Source organism: Paenibacillus sp. VMFN-D1, from assembly GCF_003386155.1.
In the GTDB taxonomy this organism is placed as follows: Bacteria; Bacillota; Bacilli; order Paenibacillales; family Paenibacillaceae; genus Paenibacillus_AQ; species Paenibacillus_AQ favisporus.
Map to the genome: position 1 here is coordinate 3,264,918 of NZ_QRDU01000001.1, position 16,686 is coordinate 3,281,603.

Below are 16,686 nucleotides of genomic sequence, written 5' to 3' on the forward strand. Positions count from 1 at the left end.
AGATCCACCCCGTTCTCTAAAAACAAATGATCTCATATAGAGCAGGCCATTGTGTGGCCTGCTCTATATGAGCCCTCTCTTCTTCAACTCCCTTATATGTCATTTCATCATTTCTTCAAACTGTCGTATTTCTCCTTCAAAGGGCCATACTGAGCTGTGGCCCACGCCTCCAGCTTAGCCATACCTATTTTTTCTGCTTTCTTGATCAGTTCATCGTAAGCCTTTTGCGCTTCCTCCGCTGAAGGAGCAAGATATACCTTCGTTACCTCTGTCTTCACCATATTGTCAATATTCGTCTGAATAATTTGCTCTGGCGAATCGGTATCCGGACTGATCATGCCAATGGCCGGATTGAACGAGATGATCTTATCGTATGCTTCACCTTGACGGGTCGTCTCGGAACCTTCTTTGTAGGAACCGAGAGCCATGCCGACACCGGTCTCGGTGGGCACTCCCCACCAGTAGACACCCTTCTGCTTAAGGACGGTCAAGTCCTGCGGATCGTAATTGAACACAGGATAACCTGCACCGTTCCAAGTCCAATCCTTGCCTTCTATGCCCCATTCCGCCAACCTCCAGCCATCTTCCGAGAACAGGTACTTCAGGAATCGGACAGATGCTTCCAGATTCTTGTTGTCCTTCGTCACATAGATTCCCAAACCACCCGTCCCCGTGCTGACAATGGACGCTTTCGGACTGAGCGGCTCAGCTAATTGGACAAACTTGAGTTTGCCCTTTGAATTCGCTGTCAGACGATCCGCCCCGGAATAAGTCCACGTATAGGCAAATCCTTTGCCCGATAACATCATTTGTTCGGTCTCCGATTCGTTCTTATATGCGAAGTTCTCCGATGTGACGAATCCGTTGCGATACAGAGTATTCATATAGAGCATCGAATCGCGCACACTATCCTGACGGAGGTAATATTCGATCTTCCCCCCGTTGTCGACCAGTCCTCCTTGAGCGCCGAACTGTACGTCAAAGTAAGGGCGTTGCCAGTTCGGATTCAGTATGAGCGGTGTTATGTCCGGGTGCTTCTTCTTCACCTCGGTGAAGACGTTATCGAGATCCTGCAGCGTTTTAATAGGAGGATTACCGATCTCCTCCAGAATATCCTTGCGCATGGCGAGTCCTGCGGTCATCATATGTGCATATGGATTAGCCTTCCATTCGGACTCTGGAGAAAAATCGTTGCGGATGGCATAATAATTCCCGTCACTCACCGTGTTGACCAGTACTTTCACCGGATCGAAGGCAACGTCAGGTGCATATTTGGGGAAGAGCTCGTTGTAAGGATGACTCAGTTTGCTGTCGGACATCAGCTTGAAGTTAAAGGAAACTACAAGATCCGGAAGATCGCCAGAAGCGACCATTAAGGCCAATTGCTTGTCATCAGTAGCAATGGTTACCTTCGGCTTCACACAAGTTGCCTTTGTAATCATGTCGGGAATTTCTCCTGTCCAATCCTGGAATGGGTACCAGGTCGCATCAATAAACATCGTCAATTCCACCGGTTTTGTGCACGGCTGGGTACCGTCTCCAGAGGAGGATTCCGATGCAGTATCCGCTGGCTGGTTACTGGATGCAGTTTCATTGGTAGATTTGCTACATGCAGCTAACAAGCCCCCTGCCAACAACAGAATTGCGATCAGTAGGACTAATAACGACTTGTACCGATGAATCATATTCATTCCCCCATCATTTTTTTTATATTTCAAAACATTCTTCTTCCAAAGGACACGCCCCAAAACCGACTATCCTTTTACGGAACCGAGCATCATTCCCGAGACGAAGTACTTCTGCAGGAACGGGTATACACCGAGTATCGGAACGATGGAGACGACCATCGCCGTCGCCTGGACGGAAAACGGCGTGACGCTAGTCCTGGACATGGCGGCAGCTTGGGTGTCGCCGGAAGGCACCATGGTTTGATTGATAACCTGCATCATGCGATAAGTAAGCGTACGTAACCCCTCGTCCTGTACAAAATAGGCTGAATCGAGCCAAGCGTTCCATTGGCCGGAACCAATAAACAAACTCATCGTCGCGAGCAACGGCATCGATACCGGGAGCACGATTCGTGAAAATATACGAAGCTCTGAAGCGCCGTCAATCCGCGCCGATTCTCCCAGTTCGTCCGGGATTTCCCGGAAGAAGGAGATGGCGATCAGCATAAAGAAAAGGTTAAGCATGCCCGGAACGACGTACACCGCAAAATTGTTGATAAGCCCAAGGCTTCTCAGCACGATATAAAACGCAACCAAACCTCCGGAGAAGTTCATCGCGATCACGATGACCAGAAAATATCCCGAACGGAAAACCAAATCCTGCTTAGACAATCCGTACGCCACAAGACTGGTGAACAGAATTCCGAGCGCTGTCCCGATGACCGTGCGGAGCACCGAGACACCAAACGCTTCGACCCATTTAGGATCCTGAAGAAAATAAGCGTAGTTACTAAGCGTAAATTGTCTTGGCCACAAGTATACGCCCCCAGCAGCTGTATCCGTACCTTCGTTAAACGTAATCAGTAGAATATAATAGAAAGGATATAAGGTAATGAAAACCACAACTACGAGTATAGCGGTAATAACCGTATCCAGCACACGGTCTTCCACTGTCTTCCCTCTTCGCATCCCTTTCACCTCGCATGGGGTTGATATTGGGATCGGTCAGAACAACCCCGTCCCCGACAGTCGTTTTGCAATGGTATTGCTTCCGAAGATTAGCAGCACCGAAATAACGGACTGCATCAAATCGACGGCCGTGGCGAACGAAAATCGTCCTTGGGCAAGTCCGATGGAAAATGCATAGGTCTGAATGATCTGTGACTTGTCGCTGTTGAGTGAGTTACCCAGTAACATCGCTTGCTCGAAGTTGGAGCCAACAAGACCGCCTCCCAGCATACTGCCGATCGTCAGAATGAGAATAACGATGCTTGCACTCTTCAAGCCCGGCAAGGTAATGTACAAGATCCGCTTCAATCGACCCGCTCCGTCGATCTCCGCCGCTTCATACAGAGAAGGATCAATACCGGCCAGTGCGGCCAGAAAAATAATCGTCCACCACCCCGCTTCCTTCCAGATCGCCGTCGAGACGGCCAACCCCCAGAAGGAATCTGGATTCGTGAGCACCTCAAGCGGTTTCCTTATGAGATGAAGGTTAAGCAGTAGGTCGTTGACTACTCCGTAGCCGCTCGATAGGAAAGCGTATGCAATACCGGTAACGACAACCCATGATATGAAATGTGGCAAATAACTTACGGTTTGGACGAACCTCTTCAAAAATACGTGACGTACTTCGCTGAGCAAAATGGCGAACAAAATCGGAACCGGATAGGAGAAAATAATTTTCAGAACGCTAATCACCAGCGTGTTGCGGACGAGCATCGGGAAATTATAGTCGTCGATCAGCTCACGAAAATGGGACAAACCCGACCAAGGGCTCGTGAAAATACCCTCAATGCCGCTGGAAATCTTGTAATCCTTGAATGCAATAATAATCCCGAACATCGGAATGTAGCTGAAGACAATCAGGTACGCTAATCCGACCCACACGAATACTTGAAACGGCAACTGTCTTTGCAAGCGCTTAATAATGGACACTTGATTCACCTCCTCATTGGTTGCTTCAATACAACTGATATGTGAATTAATTATAGATTCTCGAAAGAGATGTTGAATACGGTTCATAATTCGAATTGTACTGATCATTTTTTACAAAAACCGAAAGCGCTTTCATTAAAAAACAGCAGGATGTAAGTACCCTTTGCAGTTGCCAGTTTTTTGTGCATTCACATACCTCCGAGATTCTATATTAGACATTAGGTGGAACATAATACCACCTTTGTACAATTAGTCAACATTATTTTTGCTATCCAGCCAGTTAATTGAGAAAAAGACAGCCGAACAAAAAGCCAGCTACCTTCAAATGTTTTCATTGAGCTATCGTTTCCCGTTAGATTAAAGTTTGTGGCTTTTAATAATTATATCTGTACAAATTAATTTTTGACTTTTCGTTATCATCTGATCTGTTAGGATGCAGATCCAGGGAACATGTCCAGATTTGCAGTGATGATCATAGGGGTCGAATTTCGTCAATATAATGGGGGTAGGATTCATTTGAAGTGGAAGTCTTTAGATGAAACCACGTTAGCCGCCATCATTTTGGAATCGCCATATTTTATGATAAGTGGAAAGAGGGAGAGTGCATTGGCGTTAAACATTCGGAAGGAGGCGAGCAGCAGCCCGGAGACACCTTGCACGTTCCGGGTTGAGCTGTCCGCGGAAGGCAGCCTCACAACATTAGATTTGCCTTTATATTTGGTGTTCGTTATTGATGCTACTTCGTCGATGGGCACACAGGATGTCAACAATAATACAGAAACGCGCTTCCAGGTAGCAGCTCAAGCGATTCACGGCTTCCTAGACATTATTTTTTCGGAAGAATATGCTTCCGTCGACAAGCATATCGCCCTTGTAACGTTCGGAAACGGTGCCAGGGTACATGTAACGCAGGCAGACGCTGAAGGAAAGTTTAGCGGTTTAGTCAATCCGAATCCTTTAACATTATCAGCCGGCAGCGGTGCGCCGGTACAAGACCATTACATTGGCGCCAATAGCTATGATCCGGCGCAGGCGGCAACAGCGCTAGCCAACTTTCGGAGCGTAACGGACAAAACCGCTTTTTTCTATCAGAATGAGTCAGAAATTGAAACGATGATCGATAATATCAGTCGGTACAGTAATACAAACATTCAATCGGGTTTTCTCCTGGCAGGTGAACTGTTAGAAGACATTCCCGCCGAAGCGCACAAGTTGATCATTCTCATGACGGATGGTGAAAGCGCAGCTTCCTCCACATTTTATGCGTACTATAATGAGGCCGATATTCCAAACCGGATCAACGCGGCGTTGCTCGTACAAGAGGGGAACGCGCTCTTTGCCGACTACAACGGTATTCGGGCGCCAGTTACGAACGAGGATTTGATCCGGGAAGGAATCGACCCGAACAGCTTCGACCCGACGACCTTCACACCGCTGCAAACCGTCAGTCTCAAATTGCGTGCGCTGGCCAGAAGCGAAGCCTTCTTTGCAGCTGCGACCAGTTCGCTTATTATCAATCCGTTTGCAGGTGAATGGCATAACTTCGATGGAAGAAATAGCGATAATGCGACTCGCGTTCCCGCCATACCCAATTTGCTCAACAACATTACGTTGAACGGCTATTACTGGTCGAACGGACGAATTGGATTTGCGGCCAATTATTATTATTACCGGCACAGCCCGTTCTTCGCAAAGGTCGACGGCATTTGGCAATTCTCGCAATCGGACACGGGTATCCCGATTCAACCGGTATATGAAGACGTCTTTTTTCCGCAAAGTCTAGTTGGTCGCGAGCTTGAGACGGTCACATTCGACAACTCCGAGACGGAGCTGATGATCTTCGCCACCGACGAAAAAATATCGCAAACCCGCCTTATCGATTATTATGAGCACACGAGCCGGAATATCTTCGCCAGCAACGAAGCCAAGCGGTTTATGATCACCGCCTCGGAGGCGATCCGCGCCAACGGAATTAGGATCGATACGATCGGGATCGGCCACTCGGTTCTGCTGCCTGAATATTTGGATGCGACAGCGTCTTCCGGCCAAGCGTTTATCGTTCCTCTCGAGATCACCAACGCTCAGGATGCGCTGCGTGATCAGATGCTTGCCGTCACCAATGCTGAGCTCGGTTTTTTTGGCAATGTCGTTATTATGGATATGGTTCCCCGTCGTTCAACTGAAGTGCCTTCTCAGCTGAATGACGGCACCTTCACGCTGGATGCGAATTCGCTCCAGGTTGCCTTCGTGCACACGCCGGATAGCCCGGTTCTATTTCAGCCTGTAAACTTGAATAGCGGGCCTGTCAGCGTGACCGAGGTGGGGGATCGTTATGTCGTCGTTTTGCGTGCCGGCGACCTGTGGGCTCCACAGGAAGCCGCTCTCCAGGAAGGGCGCTTCTTCAAGACGGTTATCGCTTTTGACCTCACGCCGAATCCGGGCGTAATATCCCGAGGCAGCGAGAACGTGCCCGATATTCCTACCAATATCGAAGCCTTCGTAAGTTGGGTGGAAGCGGATGCGGACAGGACGTTGCCTTACCCCCCAGCCTTCGTGTTCGTGCCTGCATTCTGCACACCCGTTGTGGAACCGGAAGTTCCACCAGGAGGCATACCCCGACCTCCGGTTGTCGTAGAGCCAGAGGAAGTTCCACCAGTAGGTACACCCCAACCTCCGGTTGTGGACATCGTCGTGGAACCGGAAGACGTTCCCCCGGGAGATGAGATAACTGTCACTATCACTGTCCGAAATAGGGCCAACATATCAATTGTAAACCGGCTGCACGTTCATCTTCCCGCAGGATTTCGATATATTCCCCGGTCATTGGTTGTACGCAATCGGCCGATTTCGGAGGAAACGCTTGATGATATTGATCTAGGCGTTAACCTACCTGGAGAAGTGGATACGATCCGCTTCCGGCTTGACGCACCGCTTAACAATCTTTTTAAGCATTATACGCTGCGTGCTACAGTATGTACCGTTCTAGGCAATGTTACGGCATCTGCCGACATTCAAATCGAAGAAGAGGCTGAGTAAAGGACGATTGAATGCATGGCTAATCGAAGGTTCGAATTCTTTCGACCGTATCACCCCCTCAAATAGGGCTCTTCCTTGGAAGAGTCTTTTTTGTCTAGGAAATTATATACTGAAGATAAACGGTATAAAATGGAGGATAGATGGAGAGGTATAGGAACCAGAAATCGGTTAAAAAGAAAGGGACAATCAAACAAAACACTACAGGGCACTTTCACGATTTCTGGGAGATGTATGCTGAAACATTACCTGAATCAATTGAAAAAATAGCACAGAAAGCCATAAAGTGTGGAACCGAGATCTGGACTATGCCCTCTATGAATGTAAGGGTGGGCCGGTTCGTGTCAAGTGTATCAGATCTCTTAGTGGCTTATCGTAAGTAAAGACAGATGACTTGTTGGTGTCTTAGCCTCTTTTTGGAGAATGCACAAGCTTTTTATGCCGATTCCCTCGTCTTTTGTTTTTTTGTTTTCGGATATTCGGATGTGTGCTTCCCATTGCAGACTGTTGAGGTAGGGGACATCTTGCATCCCGATACTGTATAACAGGCTCCATGTGATCCAAGTAAAGCGGGCGTTCGGTTTCCTCGCTTTTTTGGGGGTCGATCCTTTGTTCTTTCACGTAATACGGCTCCTCAAACTGCCCGGTCTCGCTAAAAAAAAGCATTTCGTCCATGGGAACTGGCTCTTTGACAACGAGCAGATGATACATAATCTGGTAAGCTACATTTAATTGCGTTTGCCGGAGCAAGGCCAACTCAAATGAATCATATCCGATTTGATAGGCAGGGAAGTAAAAAAATTCCATTCGAAGCACCCTGAAGTCAATAGACAATGAGTCCTCCTCCAGCAAGGACCAGGTGTTATTCTGCGATAGCAGGTACTCATCCTTCGCGATAACCGTTTCGGAAGAGTGCGTCCAGTACCGTGGCGAATGCTCATTAAACTGTTGTTTAAACTGCGGGTTAACCATATGAGAGCTTACATGAGCATATGGGGCCACAATACAAACCATTGCTTTGTGACGGCATATCCGGTAAAGCTCTGTTAAGACGGATTGAAGGTCATCAGCATACTGTAGGCTATGCGAAGCCATCACGAAGTCCACAGAGTTATCTGCAAGTGGAAATGGACGATTAAAGTCATGCACCAAATCCGTATCTGGATAAGCAATCCGATCTATACCTATGCAATTATTAAATTTTTGTTTTCCACTACCCAGATCAATTCTCAAGCCAATTCCTCCCTTCCCCTATATGCCTAACCCTATAGTATTCCATTTATTATCGTACCGAGTATGTATTTGTCCTCGTGTATTCACCCATATTCTACGTGCATCATGCCGATCTTGCTGGTTATGGGCATCAAATTATTTTCAATATATTAGTTGTATGATAACTCGTTTTGTTGCGTGGATTGAAACACCAAAAAAATTTCACCGTCACTTATAGTAGTGTCGGCATGGGCGGACTCGTCGGTAACATCGCTGGCACGGCCCTCTTGACCACCGGATCGTGGAGATTCCTCTCCGCTGCCATCGTGCCGGTTGCTCTTCTCTGCGCACTTGGGGTGACTCTAACCGTACGGCGCAGCAGTCGTAGTGCCCGCACTCTTGAGATCCTGCGGGCACCGTCCTGCTCATCGCCGCAACCGTTGCTTTCCTCATCGGCATCATCGAGGGGCCAGAGCAAGGATGGAGTAGCGCCGTCATTATCACCGCTTTCGCGGCCAGCGTTGTGCTTAGCGCCGTATGGGTCGTGGTCGAGCTTCGGACTCGTCAACCTCGTCTCGACCCCGCGCTTGTTCCGTATCCCCATGCTCAGCGGCGCCAGCCTTGGAATGCTGGTGATTTTTTTGGCAGCTTCGGCCTGTTCTACCTTAACGCCTCGCTCCTGCAGTACGGCCTCGGATACTCCGTCATGCAAACTGGGTTGGCTATTGTTCCGATGATGCTCGGGGCGCGATTCGTTCCCGGCCTGGTGAAGCGTATCGGTATTCCCTTAAGGCTGTCGGCTCCGTTCGTTCGGGATTCCGTCAGAACTCTTTTAGCCTGCAATTTAGTAGAGTTCATTCTAGTTATGGGATTATTATAGACCCCCGGCTTTCTTTTGCATGATCATCGAACAACGCCAGTTTTCCTCCAGACGAAGGCGAATCCCCCCCTTTCTTTATTTCTTCGCTATAACGGGTAAAGGCTTGGCCTTTCTTAGGTAGCATAAAAAAATCCCCTCCGGTCAACAGTGTTGAGTTCATTTAACTATGAACTCTTTTTCACTGTCTATCTTGAGAGGATAATATCAAATCACTCAACCTTTCATTCTTCATAACTCTATATTTGCATCTTCCAACTTTATGCAGTGTGCATACAGATTAGGGTACTATGACGTCAGCCCTATTGCGTATATGCTCCTCCTTGTCTCTCCACAAGTTATGCATTCCTTTGCTTCAAAGGAAGCCACGCCAGAACATCCTGAATGGTTTTGTCCCAGAATCCCCACTCGTGCGTCCCCGGCTCCTCCAAATAGGTAAAGTCCAACGATGATCGTTCGAATGCTTGCTTCAACTCTATATTATGCTCATACAGGAAGTCTGCCGTGCCGCAAGTCTGGTAGATACTTGGTAGCGGTCCCTCCACCTGCTCGCACTGCTTGATCAGGTGATACAGATCATTCTCCGTTCCTTCCTGTGGGTCATCCCCGAATACGTTTCGCAAGAAAGGCGCACGCTGCATTGAATCGCGGAATTTCATCGTTGAGAAATTGGCCGTGGACAAGCCGGCAGCTGCTGCGATCTGATCCGGCTTCGTCAACGCCCATTTGAGAGCTCCGTAACCGCCCATCGACAGGCCTGCAACGAAGTTATCCTCACGGATATCGGACAATGGGAAGAAGGAACGGGCGATCATCGGCAGCTCCTCCATCAGGAATGTTGCATATTGGCCACCGTATGCCATATTCGAATAGAAACTCAGATGAACCTGCGGCATGACGACCGCCAGTCCGAGTTCTGATACGTATCGTTCGATCGATGTCCGTCTTAACCAGATCGTATCATCATCGCTACCGCCGTGCAGAAGCCATAACGTTGGATGGCGATCGCCTTTGGCGACGCCGTTCATGCCCACCTGCCCTCTTGTACGTTGTGGCAGGATGACCGTCATTGAAGTGCTTAATCCTAAAGTATCGGAGAAAAAATGACATTGAATAAGTGCCATACTCATTAACCACCTTTATCATTAATATATTTTTGAATTAAAAAGCATCCATCCTGAGATCTTCATCAACGATCAAATCCGGCTCCGTCATACTTCGAATATCCTCAACCGAAAAACCTGACGCAACTTCTCTCAATATCAAGCCGCGCGGAGTTACATCCAGTACAGCTCTGTCCGTGATGATCCGATTCACCACTTTTCTCCCGGTTAAAGGAAGTGCGCATCGGTGCAAGATCTTCGGATGACCGTCTTTGCTGACATGCTCCATGATGACCACGATCTTCTTCGCGCCGTGCACAAGATCCATCGCGCCGCCCATGCCCTTCACCATCTTGCCTGGTATCATCCAGTTCGCCAGATCGCCTTCCTCCGACACTTCCATACCACCTAATATAGCGACGTCGATATGACCACCTCGGATCATCGCGAATGATTCAGCGCTATGGAAAAATGCCGCACCGATGATCGCGGTCACGGTCTCTTTACCTGCATTGATCAGATCAGGATCCACTTCATGATCTTCGGGATAGGGCCCGATACCGAGCAGACCGTTCTCGGACTGCAGGATCACCTGCTTATCCGGCGAAATACAATTGGCGACCAAGGTGGGAATGCCGATTCCGAGATTGACATAATCGCCGGACCGAATCTCCCGCTCCGCCCTCATCGCTATCCTTTCCCGCACCGACTGTTTCTCGCTCGTCATGCTGCTCCTCCTTCTATCTCATGACTGTCAATCGTTCGATCCGCTTCTGCTGCTTGCCCAGAATCATCCGCTGCACATAGATGCCCGGCGTATGCACAGCTTCGGGCGCAATCTTGCCCGGTTCACAAAGTTCCTCAATTTCGGCGATCGTCGTTCGTCCCGCGGTGGCCATCAGTGGATTGAAGTTTTGTGCGGTTTTGTTATACACCAGGTTGCCGAAACGATCCCCGCGCCTCGCCCGGATCAAACTGAAATCAGCCGTCAGCGCTTCTTCTAAGACGTACGTCTTGCCGTTAAAGGTCCTCGTTTCCTTGCCTTTGGCGACTACGGTTCCAACGCCTGCCGGTGTATAGAAAGCCGGGATTCCCGCTCCACCGGCGCGTATCTTCTCAGCAAGCGTTCCTTGCGGCAGAAGTTCCACTTCAATCTCGCCGCTTAATACCAGATTCGCAAACGTCTTGTTCTCACCGACATAGGAAGCAATAAATTTCTTGATCTGTCTGTTCCTGAGGAGCAGACCGAGCCCCCAGTCATCTACCCCGCAGTTATTGGAAATGATCGTCAAGTCCTTTACGCCGCTCTCTGCAAGCGCGACGATCAGATTCTCCGGAATACCGACCAATCCAAAGCCCCCGACCATCAGTATAGAACCGTCGCGTATATCTTTAACGGCTTCCTGATATGATTCCAAGATCGGTTTCATTCGTCCTATCCCTCCCCTGATACAGGAATCTCTATCCAAGATGCATGGATACGGCCCGTATATAACGTTTGTTTCGCCGTCTTGACCTCTCTCTGATAAGACCAGATGCCGCTTACATTCGGATGAGCATGGTAAGCCGGAAAATTCGAAGAAGAGATGTCGACACGAATTCTGGACCCTCTTCTGATCATCCAGGCGATCGGCCATAATTCGATTACAGCTCCGACGATCTCACCGCTCTCGTATGAGCGTGGAACCGCCGAATTATTGCGGTAAGCGAGGCTCGTAATCCCATCGCGAATGTTGAACGTCGTGCCGTCCGGCAGCACTTCCATCACCTGTACGGTAAACGCCGTATCGTCCGCATCGGTGCTGACGGTCAGCGTTGCACAGATTGATCCAGCGATACGTAGACCGTCCAACAACGGTTCGGAGATGAATGTCAGGACATCTTTCCGATAGCCGGGCGGTTCTTGCTTCACGCTGGCGCAAGGAGCGGCCTTCGGATCGTCGGTCAGATAGGCCATCAAAGCACCTCCCCCACGCGTCGGAGCCGGATCATCCGGGTTATACATATAAGTAATCTGTTGTTCGATTTCAGGCGCCATCCCCGACAGCTTGCCAGTATCTCCGCTTCCTCTGTCGTGCAGATAGAACTTAACTGCTCCATCGGCATCTATGCCCCCCGTCCAGACCCGGCGCTTTTCCTCACGGATCGTATAAGCAGTCGCTTGGCCCAGCGAGATATCGACAAGGGGCTTTTCCTTTAACCAATGGTCGAACCAGCGAAGGGCAAGCAGCTTCTGTCTCTTCCCGAAGCGATCATGATCGGGATATTCAAGATCTCCCGCTGGCTGTTGCGTGTGCACCCAAGGCCCGACGACAAGGGCACTTTTTTGTCTCGTTTCCTCCGGAAGCTTGCCATAACTGATGATCGATGCGTCCAGATTGTGGTCGAACCAGCCGGCGGTCATGCACACAGGCACGTTCGTCCGTTCCGGCATGCTTCGCAGCTCGGCCCATAACCCGTGCTTCCACAGGTCACTTTCCGGACTGACTTGCGTTATCCATTCCCGGTACCAGGGCAGACGAATCCCGAACAGTTCTACGTCCATGTCGATATGCGGCCGAACAGCAAGCGCCCTCCCATACAGATCATGCGCAGTTCCAAGGGGTTTTGCGCCGGCGTTGCCGAGAGCCCACACGGTGTAAATATCATGGCGAAACATCCCGTTCATATAATTTTGTCTGTATCGCTCGATCCCCGTAAAAGCGATAAACATCGTTTTGACCTCAGGCGGCAACCGATCCGCCATTGCCCATTGCACGACCCCGGAGTAAGAAGCGCCGTAAGTGGCAAGGCGACCGTTCGACCACGGCTGCTTCACGATCCACTGGAGCGTTTCCAACCCATCCTGCTGCTCATGGATGAAAGGCGTCCACTCCCCTTCAGATCCGCCTGTGCCCCTGCATTCCTGGAAGACGAAAGCATATCCGTGTTCCGACCAATATGCCGCTTCTTCCAGCCACGAATCGAGCAGATTCGGATACGGCATTCTCCCGAAGATGACAGGCCACGCTCCTTCTTCATCAGGCAGACAGATATAGGTAGACAGGCGGACACCATCGCTCAACAGTACCATGACATGATCATGTTTCACTGCATCGGATATCATCGATCAAAGACCTCCTTAGCCTCCCCATTATTAAACTGACGAAGCCACTTCTCCATCTTTCCTTTCTCAACCTTTGACGGCGCCGATCACAAGTCCCTTGACAAAGTATTTCTGGAGATACGGATACACACAGATGATTGGCAAAATCCCGATAACAGCCATCGCCATACGTACGGAGTTCATCGGCAAGTTGGCCATCGCTTGCGACGCATTTCCGTCCAGGTTGTTCTGCTGCAGGAACTGGATGTTACTCAGCATCCGGTTTAGAAGATTCTGAATGCTATATAACTGCGGATCGGTGATATATATCAATCCATTGAACCAATCATTCCAATAGTTAATCAATAGCATCAAGCCAATCGTCGCCAAGATCGGAAGCGAAAGCGGCATCACGATGCGATAGAAAATCTTAAATTCGCCGGCGCCGTCGATATATGCTGATTCGATAACCGCGTTTGGGATCGTCGTGCTGAAGAACGAGCGGATAAGTAAGATGAAGAAACCGTTCGTCAATAGTCCTGGAACAATCAGTGCAGCGAGCGTATTCTTGATTTGAAAGATTTCCGTGTAGATGAGATAAGTTGGTACCAGACCGCCGTTGAACAGCAAGGTGAAGAACACGAAGAACGACAGAAAGGATCTCATCGGCATATCAGAACGGGACAGCGGATATGCGATTAACGTGGATATGAGCAATCCTGTGAAAGTACCGATCACCGTGACAACGATCGTAATCCCGTATGCCCTAGTGATGCTCTCGACGTTATTCCACATGTAAAGATAAGCATCGAGACTGAATTTCTCGGGCCAGAACGTATAGCCGTTCAGCACGATTGAGTTCTCATCCGAAATTGAAGCGATGAACAATAGGATAAAAGGTAGAATGGCGGCCAAAGACAAGGCGAACATCACCAGATTTGCGGCGGCCTGGTAGATTTTGTTTTCATACATGAATCGCACTTTCTCCCTTCTAGAACAATGCCCGCTCGCGGTCTTTTCTTGCTACCAAATAGTTGGAGAAGATGACCAGCACGAACCCGACAATGGATTGATAAACGCCTGCCGCCGAGGACATGCCGATATCCCCCAGGGTCATCAGCCCCCGATACACATATGTATCGATAACGTCTGTCGTTGATTGCAGCGGCCCGGAATTTAAGGTCACTTGATAGAACAACCCAAAATCCGAGTTGAAGATTCGGCCGATTGCCAGCAAGGTCATGATAATGATGGTCGGCATTAACAGCGGAACCGTGATATTTTTGATCTGCTGCCACTTGTTGGCTCCGTCAATTTTCGCAGCTTCGTAGTATTCAGGATCGATCCCCACGATCGCAGCCAAGTAGATGATGCAAAGATATCCGATGTTCTTCCACAGATTGACCAGCGTCAGGATGAACGGCCAGTGCCTGGGTTCGTTATACCAAGATACCGGATCGATGCCGAACAAAGGCAGGATGATGCGATTCATAATGCCGTTCTCTACATTCAGGAAAGACAGCGTCAAATAGGCGACGATAACCATCGAGATTAAATAAGGGAGCAGGATTAAGCTTTGATATAAACGGGATGCTAGTTTATTTCTGATGTCGTTCAGGAGTATCGCAATGGTAATCGCCACAGCGGTGTTCAGCACGATAAAGACCGCATTGTACAAGATTGTGTTGCGCGTAATGATGAAAGCATCCTTCGTTTTGAACAAATATTCAAAATTTTTCAGTCCGATCCAGTCGCTGTGCCAGATCATATTGAACAATCCGCGATATGAATAATTCAGGTCTTTGAATGCAAACGTTATGCCAAGCATCGGCAAGTAATTGTTGATTATTAAATAGATGACGCCCGGCAGGATCATTAGAAACATCGCGCGGTAACGAAAAAGTTTCTTGAGTCGCTTGCTCTGCAGGAACCGTGTCATGATGTTAACCTTCACCTCTCACAAGAAAGATAGGGACGGCGATCTTTGCCGCCGTGCTGCCGTCCCCTTGGATCTTAAAGTGTCGTTAAATACGACTGCAAAAATGTGGAAAGGACACGATAGCGACATAAGCGACTGAAATCATTTTTTGGTAGCGAGCCACTCGTCCATCTGTCTTTGTTTCTCAGCGATGATCTTGTCGATTCCTGCCGATTTCAGTTCTTTGATAAATTTATCCAGGTTACCCGCGGGATCCAGGCTGCCTGACCCGAGGCCTGCTCTGTACTTGTCCACCACATTGTTGACAGATGCAATTTCGGCCTTTACCCCCTCCGAATTAAACATGAAGCCGAGGCCCTTGGAATAGACCGCCTTCCTATTAAACGCTTTCATTTCCTCCCAATGATTCGGATCCCAGCCTTCCCATACATGAGTGAGCGCGTTGTTGCCGATCTCCCACTGATTCAGCACATAACCGATATCGTCACCTACAGGGGGTTTGATTGTACCGTCGGCGTTCTTCACATAGTGCTTGCCTTCGATTCCCAAGGTGAGCAGATTCATGATATCCGCGTTCGTATACAGCAAATTCATGAACTTCATGGCCGCTTCCGGATGCTTGCTATTACGCGGTATCGATACCATGAAAGCCGCCGGTCCGGTCGATCCACCGATGACCGGAGTGATCCTTACCGCCTCCATCTCATAGCCGGTCAGATTCGTCTCCTGGAACTCAAATCCCGGCTTCATATTTGACAGATAGCCGAATCCCCTGCCCGCTTTCACTAATGCAACGTTGGATTCCTGAGTAGTCGAAGCATCCTTCATGATATAACCGGCCTGATACCATTTCCTGGCTGTCTCAACCGCTTGCCGATAGGCGTCTGTTTCATACAGATCGACAACGTGGGTATTGTCATCAGCCAATACCAATACACCGAGCCCGTCGCCAAGAGAGTCTATTTTCGAAGAGATCAGCTCATTGGCGATCGTGTTCGTGTTTGAGCGTTGCACGAGCGGAATGATACCGGGCTCGTTATCTTTAATGATCTTAAAAATCGGCTCTAGGTCTTCGTACGCCTTCACCTGGCTGAGATCGATTTTATATTTGTTCAACAGATCTTTTCTAGCGATAAAGCCGTAATCCGCAGCCATTTCCCGGAAGCTGGATACTCCATAGGTTTTGCCGTTGACCTTTGTTCCTTCCAATATTTCGGGTTCGAGAGCATCCCTGATCCCTTGACCGTATTGATCCAACAAATCGTCCAGCGGCAAGAGTTGACCTTTCGCCACTTGAGAGCTGTAATTAAGTCCTGCCATCGTCGTCATAAGATCCAGTTGTTCATTTCCTGAGAGCAACAAATTCGCTTGTTGCTGCCAGGCAGAAGAATCGATCGGCATCAGCTCGACCTCCACGTTGATCTTTTCCCGTGCGATCACGTTGATCGCTTCCTGAACTTCTTTCATATCCGTCATTGTCCCGGTATTCAAGAAGGCGAACACGAGTTTCACCGGAGGCTCTTTTTTCTGATCGCCTTCTCTGGTTCCCGCTCCGTCTCCTCCGCTGCTGTTTGCGGAGCAAGCTGTTAGAAATAAAAGCAACACTAATCCCATAAGCAGCGACAACCTTAATGTTTTCATCGTAGCTTTTCCCCCTTTTCACAAAATGATTGCGTGTCAATGATAAAGCGACTTGCTTATGTGTGCTTTCAGATTGGCGGCATAACAGATGGTTCAAGCGTAATCGCGCGCCCTGGTTCATTCACCTCCTCAACTTTCCCAGGATCTCTTGATCGATCACATCCGAGTGGTAAAAAGCAAGACCACGGCCA

Annotated in this window: 12 protein-coding genes; 1 reads left to right on the forward strand and 11 read right to left on the reverse strand. The window is 49.0% G+C overall.

Going from position 1 to position 16,686, the window contains the following annotated elements:
• Nucleotides 1-107 precede the first annotated feature (107 nt).
• The 3 genes from C7820_RS14935 to C7820_RS14945 are packed head-to-tail and all read right to left on the reverse strand — an operon-like array spanning nucleotide 108 to nucleotide 3,605.
• Entirely contained in the window at nucleotides 108-1,718 is a 1,611-nt protein-coding gene (locus tag C7820_RS14935; RefSeq protein WP_147306280.1) for an extracellular solute-binding protein, read from the reverse strand.
• Nucleotides 1,719-1,754: 36 nt separating this feature from the next.
• Nucleotides 1,755-2,636, reverse strand: coding sequence for a carbohydrate ABC transporter permease (locus tag C7820_RS14940; protein ID WP_116231540.1), 882 nt, complete (start codon nucleotides 2,634-2,636; stop codon nucleotides 1,755-1,757).
• A gap of 36 nt (nucleotides 2,637-2,672) precedes the next feature.
• Nucleotides 2,673-3,605 (reverse strand): ABC transporter permease, encoded by a 933-nt coding sequence (locus tag C7820_RS14945; RefSeq protein WP_258875243.1) that lies wholly within the window; start codon nucleotides 3,603-3,605, stop codon nucleotides 2,673-2,675.
• Between the two features lie 516 nt (nucleotides 3,606-4,121).
• Here C7820_RS14945 and C7820_RS14950 point away from each other — a divergent pair.
• A complete protein-coding gene (locus C7820_RS14950; protein WP_181909043.1) occupies nucleotides 4,122-6,641 on the forward strand; it encodes a vWA domain-containing protein in 2,520 nt (839 codons plus the stop codon).
• 402 nt (nucleotides 6,642-7,043) lie between these two features.
• Here C7820_RS14950 and C7820_RS14960 read toward each other — a convergent pair whose 3' ends face one another.
• The 8 genes from C7820_RS14960 to C7820_RS15000 all read right to left on the reverse strand — a co-directional run bounded on the left by C7820_RS14960 (nucleotide 7,044) and on the right by C7820_RS15000 (nucleotide 16,495).
• Nucleotides 7,044-7,871: a methyltransferase domain-containing protein gene (locus C7820_RS14960; RefSeq protein ID WP_181909044.1), complete on the reverse strand. Its 828-nt coding sequence runs from the start codon at nucleotides 7,869-7,871 to the stop codon at nucleotides 7,044-7,046.
• Between the two features lie 1,194 nt (nucleotides 7,872-9,065).
• A complete protein-coding gene (locus C7820_RS14970; RefSeq protein WP_116231545.1) occupies nucleotides 9,066-9,851 on the reverse strand; it encodes an alpha/beta hydrolase in 786 nt (261 codons plus the stop codon).
• Nucleotides 9,852-9,888: 37 nt separating this feature from the next.
• Nucleotides 9,889-10,557 carry a CoA transferase subunit B gene (locus C7820_RS14975; RefSeq protein ID WP_116231546.1) on the reverse strand — a complete coding sequence of 223 codons (669 nt, stop codon included), beginning with the start codon at nucleotides 10,555-10,557 and terminating at the stop codon, nucleotides 9,889-9,891.
• Nucleotides 10,558-10,570: 13 nt separating this feature from the next.
• Complete coding sequence (locus C7820_RS14980) at nucleotides 10,571-11,260, reverse strand: CoA transferase subunit A (RefSeq protein WP_116231547.1); 690 nt, start codon at nucleotides 11,258-11,260, stop codon at nucleotides 10,571-10,573.
• 5 nt (nucleotides 11,261-11,265) lie between these two features.
• Nucleotides 11,266-12,936: a CocE/NonD family hydrolase gene (locus tag C7820_RS14985; RefSeq protein WP_258875244.1), complete on the reverse strand. Its 1,671-nt coding sequence runs from the start codon at nucleotides 12,934-12,936 to the stop codon at nucleotides 11,266-11,268.
• A 66-nt stretch (nucleotides 12,937-13,002) separates the two neighbouring features.
• The gene (locus tag C7820_RS14990) at nucleotides 13,003-13,887 is read right to left on the reverse strand and encodes a carbohydrate ABC transporter permease (RefSeq protein ID WP_116231548.1); all 885 of its coding nucleotides are present in this window, start codon (nucleotides 13,885-13,887) and stop codon (nucleotides 13,003-13,005) included.
• A gap of 19 nt (nucleotides 13,888-13,906) precedes the next feature.
• Nucleotides 13,907-14,854, reverse strand: a complete 948-nt coding sequence (locus C7820_RS14995) for an ABC transporter permease (RefSeq protein ID WP_116231549.1) — start codon at nucleotides 14,852-14,854, stop codon at nucleotides 13,907-13,909.
• Between the two features lie 141 nt (nucleotides 14,855-14,995).
• A complete protein-coding gene (locus C7820_RS15000; protein ID WP_116231550.1) occupies nucleotides 14,996-16,495 on the reverse strand; it encodes an ABC transporter substrate-binding protein in 1,500 nt (499 codons plus the stop codon).
• Nucleotides 16,496-16,686: the final 191 nt, after the last annotated feature.